Raw genomic sequence first — 15,640 nt, forward strand, 5'->3', positions numbered from 1 at the left:
CGCACATCACAAGATCATGGTGTGCCGCCCGCTCCCCGGGCCCGGGGATCCACCGGCCGGCAGGAGCGCGCGTCGGCATCCCTCCCGGGCTTCGGGCTTCGAGGGCTGGCTCAGGCAAGACGCGGATGCAGGGCCAGCGTTCGGGATGAGTCCCGCACGGCGCTCAGCGCCCGGATCAGCCACGGGGCTGCGCTGGACCAGCTCCCGCAGCTCGTCCTCGTTCACCTTCCGTGGTGAGTAGCACACCGTACGGGCGGGCTGCCCCGATCTTGTAACATCGGCCCCCGTGCCGGCATGGGAGTTCTCGCTTCCTGCAGTTCCGTTCCGTTCGACGCCCGGGGCGGCCCCGGACGTGCCGTTCGGCGTCATCCTGCGGGCAGCCCGCGAGCGCGCCGGTGTTACGCAGCGGGAGCTGGCCGACCGGTCCGGCGTGAGCATCGCGACCATTCGCGATCTGGAGCAGGGCCGCAGCCGACTTCCACGCCGGGCATCGCTGCACGCCATGATCGAGGCGCTGGGGCTGTCCGGCGACGACGACGGAGCCGAGCTGGTGCGGGCAGCCGCCACGGCCCGCACGGAACCGGCGCCGCAGCCCGACCCCGCGCCCGGCGACCCTGTCGACGAACTCTCGGTGGCGGTGCTCGGGCCGCTTCAGGTGCGGTGCGGTCCGCACGAGGTGGAACTGGCCTCCACCAAGCAGCGCCGGATCCTCGTGCGACTGGCGCTGAACGCCGGCGAGGTGGTGGGACGCGAGGAACTCATCGAGCTGCTGTGGGGCTACCAGCGGCCACAGCGGGCCCAGCAACTGCTGCAGAGCTACGTCGGCCGGCTCCGCCGGAAGCTGCGACTCCACGACGCGACGGGGGTGCTCCGCGCGGCAGGCGATGGCTACCGCCTCGTACTCGCGCCGGGACAACTGGATCTACTTCGGTTTCGCCGGCTCATCGCGCTGGGCGCCGGTGAGGCCGACCCCGAGCTGGCCAGCGGCCATTTCGCCGCAGCCGCGCTCCTGTGGCGCGGCGAGACGGACGTGGAGCCGCTGCGCGACATCCCGGTGACCACCGCTCTGCGGCATCAGTACGCACAGCTCCTGCGCAGTTGGGCGGTGCTCGTCCGGGAATCCGGCGGCTGCGAGCAGGTGCTGCCGCCGTTGCGGGAGTTGGCCTGGCAGTTCGAGCTGGACGAGCCGGTGCACGCCGAGCTGATCATGGTCCTGTCAGCCAGCGGCCGGCAGGCCGAGGCGCTCGCCACCTACCAGCGGATTCGCGCCGCTCTGGTGGAGCACCTGGGCATCGAGCCCAGCCCGAAGCTCCGGCAGGCGCACGACTACGCGTTGCAGCGCCGCGAGTCGCCGGCCCCTGCGCCGGCGCACCGCCCGGTGCTCCAGCAGGCGCCCGCCCCGCCGTCGGGGTTCGTCGGACGGACCACCGAACTCGTCACGATCAGGGCCGCGTTCGACCGAGGTACGTCCGAGGACGGGCAGGTCTCCCCCAACATCGTCACGCTCAGCGGAGCTGCGGGAGTGGGCAAGACCGCCCTCGCACTGCGGGCGGCGCACCAGTTGCGCACCGGCTACCCGGATGGGCAACTCTACGCCGACCTGCGGGGCGGAACCGGGGCAGCCGTCGCACCCATGGAGGTGCTTGGACGGTTCCTGCGCGCCCTGGGCGTGCCGGCTCGCCAGGTCGGCGTGGATGAGGCCGAGGCGTCGGCGTCGCTGCGCAGCGAGCTGGCCGACCGCCGCATGTTGATCATTCTCGACAACGCGCGTGAGGCGGCGCAGGTACGGCCGATGCTTCCCGGTCCCGGCCATTGTGACGTACTGGTCACGAGCCGGTGGCGACTGCCGGACCTCGCCGGCGCGATTGTCGTCGACGTCCCGACACTGCCCATCTCGGACGCCGTGAAGTTGATCGCGGACGCTGGCGGCCGCCGGCCGCCGGCGGACCCCCGCTCGACCCAGGAGCTCGCGCTGGCGTGCGGGAAGCTGCCGCTGGCACTTCGCATCGTGGCCGCCCGGCTCGCGAACCGGCCTGCCTGGAGCACCGCCGAGCTGGCCCGGCGGCTGCGGGACGTGAACGGGCGGCTCGCCGAACTGAGCGTCGGCGACTCCAGCGTCCTGGCCAGCTTCCAGCTCAGCTACCAGGATCTCAGCGAAGCCGCACGGAGGGCTTTTCGGCTCTGTGCCCTGCATCCCGGTGACGACTTCGGACTCGATGCCACCGCGGAGGCGCTCGACCTGGACCCGGCCGCGACGGACGCTGTCGTCTGCGAGCTCCTGGACGGCAACATGTTGCTCCAACTGACCGCAGATCGGTTCAGGTTCCACGACCTGCTCGGGCTGTATGCCGGCAAGCTGCTCGCCGACGGTGATCCCGGCGAGCGCGATGCCGGCCGGAGGCGTCTGCACGCCTGGTATCTCGAACACCTGATCGCCGCGACGGGGTGGGTCTCCCCCCACGCGGTCCAACTACCGACCACCGTACCCGGACGGGCGGACGCCTTCGCGGGACAGGACCGGGCGCTGGAGTGGCTGGACCGGGAGGTCGCCGCGCTGGTGGCTCTGGTCGAGCAGACCGCCGCGCGGGGGCCGGACCCGCTGAGCTGGCAGATCGCCGACCAGCTACGGGGATATTTCCTCGTCCGGCGGCATGTGGATCGGTGGCTGCGAACGGCGCAAGCCGGTCTGCGGGCCGCCGCGGAGGCAGCGGACGAGGCCGCACAGGCCGCGCTGCTCATCAGCCGCGGGCAGGCCATGTGGGCCCTGGGTCGCCACCGGGAGGCACTGGACGACTACCTGGCGGGCGCACTGCTGGCCGAGGCGTGCGCATGGCATGAGGCCGCGGCGTACCTGTGGCACAGCATCGGCGTCGTACAGGCGGAGCAGGGCCTGCTCGACGACGCCCACACCTCGTATCGACGCGCGCTCACCCTGTGCGGTGACGAGAGCGCCGGGTACGTCCGGTCCCTCGCGCTCAGCGGTCTGGGCGCCATGTACACGGATCAGGGGCGGCTCCGGCCCGCCGCCGAGTGCTTCACCGCCGCGCTACGGATCAACGAGCGGGCCGGCCGGGAGGCGTCTGCGCTGTCGACGCGGGGAAACCTCGGAATGGTGCTGCGTCAACTCGGCGAGTTCGACGAGGCCGCATCGCATCTGACGGCGGCACTGACCGGCTACCGACGACGCTTGAACATGCACGGGGAGTTGTCCACCCTGGACGAGATCAGCCAACTCCACCGGCAGCAGGCCGCCCCGGTCGCCGCCGTCAGCGCGGCCCGGGAGGGTTACGACGTCGCCCTGATCGTCCGCGACCAGCGTGCCCAGGTGGCGTTGCTGACCACGCTGGGCGAGGCGCACCTGGCCGGCCTGGACGTGTCGGAGGCGACGCGGTGCCTGCTCCAGTCGCAGGCCATGGCGAGGCAGCATCACTACCCGTACTTCGACGCCCGCGCCGGTGTGGGCCTGGCGGGCGCGCTCCTTCACACCGGCGACCGCGACGCCGCGCAGCGGGCCTGCGAGCTGGCCCGCGACACGGCACGGACGCACGGCTTCCGCCTTCTTGAAGCGGATGCCCTTGCGGTGCACGCCCACTGCCTGGCCGCGCAGGACTCCCGTACGGCGGGGCGGTTGGTCGACGAGGCGGTGACCATCTATCGCGCCGCAGGGGCGGACCGGATGGCGGACGCCCTCACCCGACAATGGCTTCGGCCGCCCGCCAACCGACTTTGACCAGGCGGGACCGGTACGGGACAGCTACGGGAAGCCGGACGTCGGTCCCGCGTACCGGCCCGTCGTTAGCTTCCACGCGATGGGAGTAGACATCGATCCCGGGTGCCGGTGAACGCCTACCCACCAGGATGCTCCCGAACGGTTCACCCAGCCTCGCGAGGGAGAACATCCGAAATGGACGCCCCGTTGGACTGTCATCGGCTCCGGAAGAGTATCGATCCGAGCACCGGTTTCGAGGGCGGCAGCCCGGCCCCGCTGTCTTCGGGTGGGACATCATGAGCCTGCGCTTCACTCTACTGGGCCCGGTGGGTGTCACGGCTCACGGCTCCCCGGTCAACGTGGATCGGCCCCGCCGTCGGGCGGTGCTGGCCTACCTGCTGCTGCACGCCAACCAGGTGGTGTCGGTCGACCAGCTGGCCGGGGCGATCTGGGGAGTCAGCCCGCCGTCGACGGCGAGAGCCCAGATCCAGTCCGAGATCTGGGCGTTGCGCCGGAGCATCCAGCAGGCCGACATCGCCGCCGAGCCGATCGTCACCCAGCCCGGCGGATATCTGCTGGCGCTGACGGCCGACCAGCTCGACCTGGCGAGGTACACGACCCTGACCACGACGGCTCGGGTCGAGGGTGAGCGGGGCCTTCTGGAGAATGCCTGCAAGCTCATGCGCGAGGCATTGGCGCTCTGGCGGGGATCGCCGCTTGCCGGCGCGGCCGCCGACTTCGTCGAACCCGGCCGGTTGCATCTGGAGGAGAGACGCCTCGCCGACCTGGAGTGGCTCCTCGGCCTTGAGCTGAGCCTCGGAAGACACCATGAGCTCATCGCCGAACTGACCCGGTACGTCGCCGAGTATCCGCTGCGCGAACGCCTGCGCACCCAGCTCATGATTGCGCTGTATCGCTGTGGTCGGCAGCTTGAGGCGCTGCGGGTGGCCCGGCAGGGCTGCCAGATGCTCGCCGATCAGCACGGGCTCGACCCCGGCCCGCTGCTCCGCGACCTGGAGCTGGCCATCCTGCGGCAGGACCCCAAGCTCGATCTTGACGAGAGGGCCACACCGGACGGCGCCGCCGTCGTCCTCGCGGGCACGGCGTTGCCGGGATGGCGTGCCGAGCGGCGTCCTCACGCCGCCACGCGGCCCGACAGCACCTCGCGGTACGCCTGGACGCTCTCGGCGGTGGCCCGGGACAGCAGCTCCGGCTGAGGCCGGCGCCCACGGCGCAGCCCGTCCACGACAGCGGACAGCCACGCCCGGACCTCGTCCCCGGTCATCCGTACCAGGTAGTCGTCGCCGCACTCCGGCGGATCGAGGCAGATTCCGCCGTCGCCGACGGCCTCGGGCAACCCGCCGGTCCGGGTGGCGACGACGGGCACACCGTGCACCACGGCCTCGCGGGCGATCATCCCGAAGCTCTCCCGCCACAGGCTCGGCGCCAGCAGCAGGTCCGTCTCGGCGTACAGCGAACAGATGTCGGCGCGGTAGCCGACGACCTCAAGGCACGGCAGTTCCGCCGCGACGATGCCCTCGGCGGCCAGATCGGCGGCGGTCCAACGACCCTCCACGAAGCGGAAGCGGAACGGCAGATTCGCCCGGAGGGTGGCTGCGACCAGGTGCATCACCACACCGAGGCCCTTGGCCGGCTCGGGGTTGACGAAGGTGAGCCGGTACGGGCCGGACCGGGCGGCGCCACCGGGGCCCGCGCCGGGTGAACAGGAGCACGGGCGCAACAGCGGCTCGATCGGCCGGGCATCCCGACCGGTCTGCCCGGCGAAGAGATCCCGGGCGAATCGGGACGGGACCACGACTTCGTCGACGAGGCGGAGCGTCTGCGCGGCGGGCCGAAGGTCGGCCGCGGGATGCTCCAACACGATCGGCACGCCGGCCGCCCGCAGCCGCTGTGCCAGTACGGTCTCCTCACCGAGATGTCCCCAGAGCAGGGCCGCATCCGGGCGGTCCTGCCGCAGCAGCCGGTCGAGCGCTCCCGCCAGGGACTGCAGCGCCGCGTCGTGCCCGCTGCCCGCCGCGCCCGGGTTGATCGGCCCGTCCAGCACCGTCACCCGCTCACCGGCGGTCCGCAGTGCCCCGGCAAGCTGCCGGAGGTGGATCGCCTCGCCCGACCGCCCGGTGGAGATGCGGTGCACGCTGACGACGAGAAGGTGTCTCATCGCCCGCCACGCACCCCGCCGGACCGGTACGAGGGCAGGCCGAACTCGCCACGGATGCGGGCGAAGGCGGCAGCCCGGCGGCGAAGCAGCTCGACGTCGGCCGGATCGTCCTTGCGGTAGACGAACGGGGACAGCCAGACCACTGCCCGGTCGTCGAGCGGGCGCAGGGACCACGGCGTGTCCGCCAGTACCGCCTCTGCCTGTACGGCGTGCGCGAAGGCGACGACCGTCGACGGCGCGAACGGCAGCGCCGCCGTGTGCCACTCCAACCCTTCGGCGAGTTGGGCGACCTCCTCCGGGTGCTCGCTGTCACCGCCGACGATGCGCAGGTCGTCGGGGTGCTCCGAGACCCGCAGCGCCAGCCGCTGCCCGTGCTCGCGGACCAGCCGCTGGACGTCCGCGGCCTTGGCCCGCAGGGTCGCCACGGAGCCGGCGGTGACGGACAGGTCGAGGACGAGCCCGTCGTGGGCGGTGGCGACCCCCTGCGCCCTCCGACGCGCCTGCGGTGCCAGGATGGAACTACTCGCCAGTCCCTCCACGAGCAGCTCACGCCAGCAACGCACCAGTTCCTCGGTCAGGGCCGGCTCGGAGAGCACCACCAGCCGCATCGCCTGTGCCGGTGCCGCCTGGAGGACATGGGTCAGCTCCACCACGATCGGGCCGTACCCGCCGGTCTGGAACAGTGCTCCCTGTCCGTGCGGACCGGGCGGGTAGGGCAGGGCACCCCGGACCCGCGCGTCCTCCGCACCGGTCCAGCCGGGCCGGTGCAGCGAACCGTCGCGCTCCATCACCAGGAAGTCCCGGCAGTGACGCTCCCGTTCGCCGAGCCCGGAGAGCAGCCCCCGGTCGAGGGCGTTGCCGAGGACGGAGGTGTGCGGTCCGGAACCCGGCGGCGGCAGGTAGAACGCCGCTCCGGCGTCGGTCAGTGCCGCCTTCAACCTGGCGAAGGTAACCCCGGGCTGCACCGTGGCGAGACCGATCTCGACGTCCAGGCTGAGCCGGTCCAGTCGGGCCAGCCGGATGATCACGCCGGGCGTGCGTACGCGGGAGTCGTCGTACCCCCAGTTGCGCCCGCGGCTGTCGACCCGCCACGGGACCGCGCTGTCGTTGAGGATCCGGACCACCGCGCCGAGCTCGGTCAGCGACGTGGGCTCCACCACCCATTCCGGCGGATGGCCACCGGGCACGGTCGACGCCGTCGATGCCGCCGACGTCACGATGGCGCCCGCGTTCGCCAGCCGGTCGAACAGGCCCGCCTGGCTCACACCTGCTCCAGCGCCGTGCGTACCCGGTCCGGGGCGATCCCGTACTCGTCGCGCAGAATTCGGGTGACCGACGCGTACGCGGCGACCAGCGTCGCCACCTGCGGCCCGCGCTTGATGCTCCACAGGTGGCCGAAGTTCGGGGGGTCGGTCATCCAGGTGAGCGTCTGCGGCGACCAGACCGCGCCGAAGACGTTCACCACCGGATGCCCGGCGGTGATCGTGAGGTGCGTGGCGAGCACCTGCTCGGCGACGGTCATGTGCGAGTGGATGTCGCGTCCCGGGGTGGACGGGTTGTCGGCCAGGAAGGACAGCCCGGTGCGGCTGATCCGACGGGCCAGGTCGGGGTCGGCGGCCCGGAACAGCGAGGTGTTGCCGACCAGCGCCAGCGAGTCGGGCAGATCCACGCCGGCTGGGTTGGCGAGTTCGCGCAGCCGGGTGTAGAAGTCGACGTCGCCGCGTTCCAGGTGGGCGAAGAGCGAACCGGGTCCTTGCGGGCGCAGGCCGACGCGCAGGTAGGCATCGGTGTCGACGAGCACCGACTCGGGAAAGCGATCGAGGGCGAGCAGCTTCGGCAACGCGAAGCAGGCGACCCGGTCGTAGTGTCGGTCCAGCCCGGCGTCGTCGAGGACCTCCGCCCGGTCGTAGTGGCCGAGCCAGCCAAGTTGATCGAGCCAGTCGATCGTCGGCGGGTCGGCGTACAGGTCGATCGGACCGGCGTGCCGCTGCCAGGACAGGATGCTCAGCAGCCAGGTGGCGCAGGACAGCTGCCGGTAGGGGCGCGGATGCCGGCTGGGAATCCGCCAATAGGCGTGCACCCCGCGCAACGGCTCAGCCACCGGACACCACCCGGGAGACGCCGTCCTGATCGCGTACGACGGTCAGGTGTCGGCTGCCCAGGTGCTCGCCGACCGGCCGGTGGCTGACCACCATCAGCGTCTCCACCCGCGCCCGGACGGCGTTCAGCAGCCGCAGTTCCATCTCGCGGTCGAGGGAGTTGGTCGCCTCGTCGAGGATCAACAGCGATGGTCGGCGCAGCAGCGCCCGGGCCAACGCGAACCGCTGCACCTCACCCGCGCTGAAGGTCGCGCCGTTGATCCGTAGCGTCGTGCGCAGCCCCAGCCGCAGCGGGCGCATCACCTCGTCCAGTTCCATCAACGTGAGCATGTTTCGGATTTCCTGGTCGTCCACCTCGTTCGCGCCGGCGCAGAGGCTGTCGCGGATCGTGGTGTGCATGAAGTCGGAACGGGGCGGTACGTAACAGACCAACGGCCGCAACGCGTCCGGGTCCCAGTCCCCGGCCGGCACACCGTAGATCACGGCCCGGCCGGTCGGCGCCGGGTCCAGCCCACTGACGATCTGCGCCATCGTGGACTTGCCGACGCCGCTCACCCCGCCGACGGTGACGGTCTCACCCCGCTCGACACGCAGGTCGAGCCGCAGGTCGAAGCCGTCCCTGGGGCGGCAGACACGCACGCCGTCCAGCTCCACCGCCGGCGCGTCCGGCACCGGCCGGGTGTGCGTGCCGGCCGGCATCGCCGGCAGCGTCAGCAGCGTCGCCACGTAACGCAGCTGCCGCTCCAACTGGGCGACGGCCGGCAGGGTCTGCGCGATGGAGATGACCGAGAACAGCACCGTCCCGCCGAGGGTGAGGAATCCGAACAGCTCACCCGTGCTGACCAGCCCCGTCGCGGCCAGCACCGACCCCACGATGAGAATCACGTACAGGCCGGAGAAGCGCAGGGCCTCACTCGGCCCGTACACCCAGGAGAGCCGGTACTGCAACGTTCGTACCGACTCGTGCAGCAGATCAAGCCGCCGGGCGTGTTCGGCCCTCAGGTGCGAGACGGCCCCGAGACCACGGAAGGTGGTCAGTCCCCGGGTCGTGGTGATCAGGACGTCCTGGACCTCACCGTCCAGGCGCAGTTGCTCGTCGTAGTGGCGGCTGATCGGCCGTCGGGCGAGCAGCGTGACCCCGATGTGCAGGGCGCCGAGGGCCGCCACCACGCCGGTGAGCGGCAGCGACATCGACGCCATGAACGCCAGCAGGATCACCACGGCGACGGCGTCGGTGAACATCGACAGGGCCAGGGTGGTGCCGGCCTCCCGCACCTCCCGGGCGCTCTGCACCCGGTGCAGGACCGCACCCGAGGTCATCTCGGTCGTCGCCGACGTGCGGGTCAGCCGGTCGACGAGGTTACCGAGCATTGCCCGGTCGAACGCCAGCCCGACCGAGGTGAGCTGCCGGTGCCGCAGCCAGAACAGCACACTCAGCGCGACGAAGAAGGTGATGAGGGCGGCGGCCAGGGGGCCGGCGGCCACCCGGCCACCGGCCGCGACCTGGTTCAGGTACGGCAGCAGGACCAGGTTGAGCATGGTCAGGCCGGTGTAGAGCACGAGGCTCATCACGAGCAGCGGCACGACCTGGCGGAAGCTGAGCTCTCCGGAACGCACCAGCGGCCACAGCCACGAGGCCCGGGCCGACCGGCGGGCGCGCCCGGCCGACGTGGCCCGCGCCGCAGGCTGGTCGCCGGCACCTGGCGCGCCCGGCCGGGAACCCGGCAGCAGCACCCAGCCGGAGGACCGCTCGCGGTAGCCGCGCTCGTCGAGCCACGCGTGACCGAACGACGGGTCGAAGATCCGTACCTGGCCCCGCCGCCGACGTTCGACGGTGATGAAGTGGTCAGCCCGCAGGTGAACGATGGCGCCGGGGGTCAGCGCGTCGAAAGGGCACTCCCGCCGGGCGCGATAGCGAACGCCGCACACCTCGGCCGAGGTGTCCCGCAGGTCCCGCATCGAGAGCGCTCCACGTACGGACAACGCGTCCCGCAACGCCGGCTCGGGGAAGTCGTGGCCCAGCAGCTTCAGGCTGGTGACCAGGGCCTGCACCCCGCAGTCGTTGTCCTGCGTCTGCAGGCTGACTGTCATACGGGGACTCCGATCACTCGTGTTCCGGCCACGGCGGACGTGCCGTCGCCCAGGCTCACCCCGCTCCCCCACCACGGCGGGGTGCTGGTCACGGTCTCCGCCAGCGCCAGCGCCACCCCGACCGGTCCGCTCAGCACGGAGAGAACGTACGGCGTGTCGAAGGCGTCGGCCACTGCCTGCCCGTCGACCCGGTCGAGGTGGGCCGAGAGCCGGGCCCCCAGCGCGCTCGCCCGATCGGCGCCGACGAGCCCTGCCCAGCATGGCGAGAGCCGGATGGCGAGGCTCAGCCCGGCGAGGCCGTGGCAGAAGGTGACGTCGGCGGTCTCGTCGACGAGCAACTCGTCGAGCCGACGCAGGGACGCCTGGGTGATCGGCGCTCGGACTGTCCGCTCCAGCACGGCCGGTTCGGCGTCCGGGCCCAGCGCGGCCAGCATGCCTGGCAGGCCGGAGCACAGGGTGACCCCGCCGGCGCCCAGGCCACCGGTGTCGAGCACCGCCGGCTCAAGCCGCTCGATGTCGCGGACCAGGGCGTCGACCGCGCCGGTCAGCACCTCGTCCCGGCCATACCGGTGACCGAGCATTCGTAGCAACAGGACGCCACCGCTGCGACCGTGGTAGACCCCGTTCGACGGCGCCCGCAGGATGCCGAGGGCGGTCCGGGTGAGCGCGGGAGCGAGTTCGTCCCGCGCCGCCGGGCCGGCCACGTCCCACAGCGCGATCCCGATGCCCCCGGCACCGTTGATCGGATCCAGCTCGCCGGCCTCGACGAAGCGCCGGTACTGGGCGGTCAGCACCTCGGCAGCCGCCGGGCCGGGCGACGCCGGCACATCCAGGTCGCCGGCAGCCGAGGAGAGGCAGTCGTCCACCAGACGATGCAGCAGCCAGGTGACCCGGTGGTCGGAAACGGGCTCGCCGCGCAACGCGAGCTGGGTCAGCGACCCGGCCAGCGGACGGTGGTCGAGCCGCAACGCGAGCAGAGCCAGGGCCGCCAGCGCATCCACGGTCGCGTTGCCACGTCGGCGGAGATGCCCCATCAGCCGGCGGAGCAGCCGACGCGCGGCGTCGACCTCAGGCATGCCCGGTCCCGCCCCGTGGCACCCGGGCCATCCGGCCCTTCAGCAGCCGCGCCGCTGCCATCACGATCTCCGGCTCGCGGCTCACCGCCTGCCCGAGCGGAAGCCCTCGGTTGACGGTCATGTGGATCATGCTGCTGAGCGCCAGGCGACGGGCGTCCTCGTTCATGCCCACGAGATGGCCGAGCGTCGGATCAGGCTCGGCGAGTACGGAGTCCAAGGCCCGCTCCAGACCGGGCCGGGCCGAACGGAAGGCCGCCATCCAGTCCCGCTGGGCCAGGGAACTGGGCAGCCGCGGATCCAGCCCACGCAGATCGCACAGCAGGTCGAGGGCTCCGTCGTCCCCGCCGAGTTGCCGGCACCAGGCCGCGATCCGGGACACCGCCAGCGCGTACCGGCCCGCCTGGTCCGGACCGGCGGCGAGCCGCCCCACCCACCAGGCCGAGTCGCCGCAGAAATGACGCAGGGTATCCGCCCGGAATGCCGGGCCGCCGTACCGGTAGTCCTCCGGCACCCAGGCGCGGACCTCGACCTCCCACGGTTGCTGCGGCACCAGTCTGGCCAGGTGGGTGCGCAGATCGGCGAGCAACACCTCGGTCGCGGCCGAGGAACGCACGCGTACCCGCAGGTGAGGCCGTTCGTCCCGGTACCGGATGTAGAACAGCTCGGCCCGGCGCATGAGCGCCATCACGTCAGCCCTGGCCAGCCACGTCTCCACCGCCCGGTCCGGGGCGTACACGTACCAGCTGGTCCAGTCCGGGTCCGCCACGGGCAGCCGGTCCACGAGCCGGGTCCGCGACAGCGGCCGGCTCACCGCCGGCTCCTGGTACGACCAGGGCACCCAGAGGTCGTGCACGTGGCCGCCGAGATCGGACCACACCGGCGTGCTCACCGGCAGCGCCTCGTGCAGCTGGAGCCTGCCCTCGCGGCGCAGCCGCTGGGTGAACCACCGCCGTTGCACGGCGTCGGTGAGGTCGATCCGCATGGTGAGGTCCGCGCCCTCGGTCAACTCCACCGTGGATCCCAGCCCGACCTCGGTCAGCACGTCGCAGAGCCCGACGGGATCGGCGGCCAACTCGAGCAGGTCGGCCCGGTGTCGGGCGTTCAGCACCAGGCCACGGCGGGCAAGCAGGCAACGACCGGCGGTGATGCGCGGATTCATGCCACCCGGCGACCGCCACTGGCTCGGGTCGGCGGCCGGTATCGTGTCGGCGGCCTCGTCCATGAGCAGCCCGAGCAGCCTGACCGCCCAGGGGTTGAGATCGTGGCTCAACGACAGTGGGCTGTCCCAGCGCAGTTCCACGAAGCGCCCGTCGGCGCGGTTGATCAGCTGGAGCCGACCGTCCACGACGACGACCGCAAGGTCGGTGAGGAGGAGGTCGCCGGGACGGTGCGGCAGGTTGAGGTTGAGTCGGGGCAGCTCGCCGACCCGACGTCGGGCCAGCGGCGCCCGCCGGTCCAGCGGAATCCAGCCGAGCTCGACGGCGAGCCGGCCGGGGTCCTCCACCGTGGCGCAGAGCTCCGGAACGCGCAGGTGCTCGCCGAACCTGGCCCCCGGCCCGCCCCAGAACCCGGGCATGATCATCTTCAGCCAGGCATCGGTACCGGAGCACGGCTCGGCCAGGAGCGCGCCGCAGGCCATGCCGAACCGGGGTCGGGTCGAGCCCGCGGGATCGGAGATGCCGGCACCGGCCCGCTCGGGTTGCCCCGCCCGCCACTGGTCCAGCGTGACCGCGTCGTTCCACCACTGGACCGCGCTGTTGTCGCGGCGGCCGGGGGGCACGAACAGCCGCCGCGGCGCATCCGGGAGGTCGGGGGTCTCCGCAGGCGTCGGCGGTCGCCGCCAACTACCCAGCGAGTGGTCCACCGGTGCGGTCAGCAGCCAGGTCAGCGGCACCGCGCCGCCGGAGAACATGCCGCCCACGTACTCCCTGACCCGTTCGAGCCGGTCGGACGGCCACGGCACCCGCATGATCTGGGCGACGCCGTCGGCCAACGCCTCCACCGGGCCGCGGTCGAGGCGGGGCCGAACCTCGCTGAACGCGTCCACGAACTGGTCGGGGCGGAAGGGCCGTTCCTCGGCGAGCACCGCCTTCACCGGATCCGTGGGCGAGGCCGCCACGGCGGTGCCCACCAGCATCTCCGGGGCGTGCTCCGGCAACAGCAGGTGTCGGCGTACGCAGAGGTCGAACTGTGCCGTGCCGTCATCGCCGAGGTCGGCAGCCCAGTCGGCAGCGGAGCGCGGTGCGGCCGCACGCTGTTCATCGAGCAGCTCGGCGAGCCGGCAGATCGCCGGATCGTCCGACAACGACGTCGTCCCGCCCCGGTCCGGACGCACGTACGACCAGCGGCCGGCATCGGCGACGAGGGTGGGATTGACGAACCAGCTCCCGGTCGGCCGGGGCAGGTCGAGGCGCGCCAGCCGGATCTCGGTCGCGAGATCGATGCGCGTCGTGAAATCACCGTCGACAAGGTCGGCGAGCATGCTGAAGCCGAACATTCCGAACGGGGTGGGCCGGAATCGGGCCCGGTTGCCGTAGATCGCCATCCGGGTCGGCTGGTCCTGCCAGTCGCGGTCGTCGTCCCCGGAGCGCTGGAAGGTGGTGGCGTACTCCACGGCCAGTTCCAGCAGCCGCCGCGACAGCTCGCCGGCCGGGGGCGACGAATCGTCGCAAGGCACGGCCGGCAGCATCGGCACCCGGACCAGGCACCAGCCCGGCGTGGACAGCGTCCGTGGGGATGGCGTCATTCCAGCGGCTCCGGTCATCTGTGCGGCCGCATGGCCGCGTGCGGCTTCATGGTGGCGGCGTCCAGACGTGCCTGGGCCAGCCGCTGCTGCACACCGGGGTCCGCCGAGTCGCAAACCTCGACCAGGGCGAGAATCGCGTCGAGGCAGACGTGGTAGGCGGCGGAGAGGACCGCGCGGTATTCGGCCCGCAGGGCCGGCGCGAACGGCCGCAGCCGCCCGTCCCGGGCCAGCGCGTCGAAGCCGTGCAGCATCCCGGTCAGACCGCGTCGGGCCAGGATGGTGCGGGTTTCGGCCTCGGCGTAGGCGGCCTGCCAGGGCGATCCCGGCGACATGCCGGGACCCAGCAGCTCCAGCAGCCGCTCGGCGAGCCCGATCGCCACCCCGGGCATGTTCGCCAGGAACAGCTCCGCATCGGCGTAGATCCCCAGCGGGCGATTCGTCGGGATGGCCGACATCTCGATGACGTCCTCGGGTCGCACCCCCAGGCCCCGGGCACTCAGGGTGTGACTCGTCGTGCCGAGCAGGCCGGGGCCCTCCCACGGGTGCTCGACGCGCAGTCGGGCGCGGTCGATCAGCACGGTGGTGCGGTTGCCCTGAACCGGCTCGCACCCCATGGCCATGAAGGTGGCCCGGTCCGCGCCGGAGCCGAACCGCCAGCACCCGTCGACCACCAGCTCACCGTCCGGGTCCCTGCCCAGCCGACCGACCTGGGCGACCACGCCGTAAACCGCGTTGGTTCCGGAGTACGCCCGGGACAGCAGGTCACCGGGCGCGTACGTCGAAAGGTAGTGCGCGGTGCCGTTGGCAATCATGCAGAGCCACGCCTCACTGGCGTCCTCGGCTGAGGCGCGACGAACGAGATCCAGGCCTGCTACCAGGCTCTGGACCTCGTCCGGACCGTCGCGCAGCCACAGCAGCGTAGCGGCGAGCTGTCGCATCGATCATTACCTAACTATTGGACGATCAGTACGATCCGCCGCCGCCGCACCGGTTGGTGGTGCTGGTGCAGCCGGTGGTCGGGATGATCGAGGTCCAGTTGATGCCACCGGCGATCTCGCCGGCCTCGACGTCGATCCCGGCGAGGTCGAGGTCGTCGAGGTCGACGAAGTTCTCCGCGTGGTCCACCATCTGGGCACCCGCCTTGATGTTGTTGGTCATATCCACCTCTCAGGTTCGTGACAGTGAATGTGTGCGGCCGAGGGTTCGCCCGAACCGCACAACATCGATGGCGGCCAGCATTGCCGACGGCAATCTGCGCCTTCTATGCGTCCGCTATGCGCCCGGTGACTGCTGACCTCCGGACGTCAATTCACTACCGGCCGCCCGATCTCGCTGACACAGGGTTACCGGGAATCAGCCCTATCGAAGGCGCATAACACGAGACGTATTCATGCCTCAACGGGATCGCGGGCGTCAAGAAGTTCGTCCCAGTGGGTCGACGTCCACTCGTAGACAATCTTGAGGGGGCCGAGCAGGCTCCGGCCGAGCGGCGTCAGCTCGTAGGTGACGGCGCGGCCGGCCGTCGCGCGCGATACGAAGCCATCGCGTTCAAGAACGCGCAGGGCTCGGGTGAGTTCCTTGGGGCTCGTCCGGTGCAGCACGACGCGCAGCTCGCCGAACCGGAGCGGCGCCGCTTCCAGCAACCGCATGACAAGCGGCGCCCACTTGTGCCCCATCCGTACCGGCAGGAACGAGGAAGGGCACAGCTCATCGAACATGTCATGCTCCGGGCGGCTCATG

General features: G+C 71.7%; 11 protein-coding genes. 2 read left to right on the forward strand and 9 right to left on the reverse strand.

Annotated elements, in window-relative coordinates; translation table 11 throughout:
- The first annotated feature begins 286 nt into the window (after positions 1–286).
- Both ABT023_RS10740 and ABT023_RS10745 read left to right on the forward strand, forming a co-directional pair.
- Complete coding sequence (locus ABT023_RS10740; protein ID WP_350883947.1) at positions 287–3,730, forward strand: BTAD domain-containing putative transcriptional regulator; 3,444 nt, start codon at positions 287–289, stop codon at positions 3,728–3,730.
- Between the two features lie 305 nt (positions 3,731–4,035).
- Positions 4,036–4,926, forward strand: a complete 891-nt coding sequence (locus tag ABT023_RS10745) for an AfsR/SARP family transcriptional regulator (protein WP_350883949.1) — start codon at positions 4,036–4,038, stop codon at positions 4,924–4,926.
- Here the strand turns inward: ABT023_RS10745 and ABT023_RS10750 are convergent.
- The 9 genes from ABT023_RS10750 to ABT023_RS10790 all read right to left on the reverse strand — a co-directional run bounded on the left by ABT023_RS10750 (position 4,845) and on the right by ABT023_RS10790 (position 15,639).
- The gene (locus ABT023_RS10750; RefSeq protein WP_350883951.1) at positions 4,845–5,888 is read right to left on the reverse strand and encodes a glycosyltransferase; all 1,044 of its coding nucleotides are present in this window, start codon (positions 5,886–5,888) and stop codon (positions 4,845–4,847) included. The two genes, ABT023_RS10745 and ABT023_RS10750, sit on opposite strands and share 82 nt — an antisense overlap.
- A complete protein-coding gene (locus tag ABT023_RS10755; RefSeq protein ID WP_350883953.1) occupies positions 5,885–7,153 on the reverse strand; it encodes an FAD-binding protein in 1,269 nt (422 codons plus the stop codon). The genes ABT023_RS10750 and ABT023_RS10755 overlap by 4 nt, the downstream gene beginning before the upstream one ends.
- Positions 7,150–7,989, reverse strand: coding sequence for a hypothetical protein (locus ABT023_RS10760; RefSeq protein WP_350883955.1), 840 nt, complete (start codon positions 7,987–7,989; stop codon positions 7,150–7,152). Before ABT023_RS10760 ends, ABT023_RS10755 begins: the two co-directional genes overlap by 4 nt.
- Complete coding sequence (locus tag ABT023_RS10765) at positions 7,982–10,078, reverse strand: ATP-binding cassette domain-containing protein (protein ID WP_350883957.1); 2,097 nt, start codon at positions 10,076–10,078, stop codon at positions 7,982–7,984. The genes ABT023_RS10760 and ABT023_RS10765 overlap by 8 nt, the downstream gene beginning before the upstream one ends.
- On the reverse strand, positions 10,075–11,154 hold the full coding sequence (locus ABT023_RS10770; protein WP_350883959.1) for a glycoside hydrolase family protein: 1,080 nt from the start codon (positions 11,152–11,154) through the stop codon (positions 10,075–10,077). Before ABT023_RS10770 ends, ABT023_RS10765 begins: the two co-directional genes overlap by 4 nt.
- The gene (locus ABT023_RS10775; protein ID WP_350883961.1) at positions 11,147–13,900 is read right to left on the reverse strand and encodes a thiopeptide-type bacteriocin biosynthesis protein; all 2,754 of its coding nucleotides are present in this window, start codon (positions 13,898–13,900) and stop codon (positions 11,147–11,149) included. The genes ABT023_RS10770 and ABT023_RS10775 overlap by 8 nt, the downstream gene beginning before the upstream one ends.
- A 14-nt stretch (positions 13,901–13,914) precedes the next feature.
- Positions 13,915–14,838, reverse strand: a complete 924-nt coding sequence (locus ABT023_RS10780) for an acyl-CoA dehydrogenase family protein (protein ID WP_350883963.1) — start codon at positions 14,836–14,838, stop codon at positions 13,915–13,917.
- A gap of 25 nt (positions 14,839–14,863) precedes the next feature.
- Positions 14,864–15,058 (reverse strand): hypothetical protein, encoded by a 195-nt coding sequence (locus ABT023_RS10785; protein ID WP_350883965.1) that lies wholly within the window; start codon positions 15,056–15,058, stop codon positions 14,864–14,866.
- A gap of 230 nt (positions 15,059–15,288) precedes the next feature.
- Positions 15,289–15,639 (reverse strand): winged helix-turn-helix transcriptional regulator, encoded by a 351-nt coding sequence (locus ABT023_RS10790; protein ID WP_350883967.1) that lies wholly within the window; start codon positions 15,637–15,639, stop codon positions 15,289–15,291.
- Position 15,640 lies beyond the last annotated feature (1 nt).

Source organism: Micromonospora sp. NPDC002296 (assembly GCF_040296145.1).
GTDB lineage: Bacteria > Actinomycetota > Actinomycetes > Mycobacteriales > Micromonosporaceae > Micromonospora.

Bases quoted from the DNA above. Each gene is read 5' to 3' on its own strand.
- ABT023_RS10785 (WP_350883965.1), bottom strand. From the start codon at position 15,058: ATGACCAACAACATCAAGGCGGGTGCCCAGATGGTGGACCACGCGGAG.
- ABT023_RS10770 (WP_350883959.1), bottom strand. From the start codon at position 11,154: ATGCCTGAGGTCGACGCCGCGCGTCGGCTGCTCCGCCGGCTGATGGGG.
- ABT023_RS10775 (WP_350883961.1), bottom strand. From the start codon at position 13,900: ATGACGCCATCCCCACGGACGCTGTCCACGCCGGGCTGGTGCCTGGTC.
- ABT023_RS10750 (WP_350883951.1), bottom strand. From the start codon at position 5,888: ATGAGACACCTTCTCGTCGTCAGCGTGCACCGCATCTCCACCGGGCGG.
- ABT023_RS10790 (WP_350883967.1), bottom strand. From the start codon at position 15,639: ATGAGCCGCCCGGAGCATGACATGTTCGATGAGCTGTGCCCTTCCTCG.
- ABT023_RS10780 (WP_350883963.1), bottom strand. From the start codon at position 14,838: ATGCGACAGCTCGCCGCTACGCTGCTGTGGCTGCGCGACGGTCCGGAC.
- ABT023_RS10765 (WP_350883957.1), bottom strand. From the start codon at position 10,078: ATGACAGTCAGCCTGCAGACGCAGGACAACGACTGCGGGGTGCAGGCC.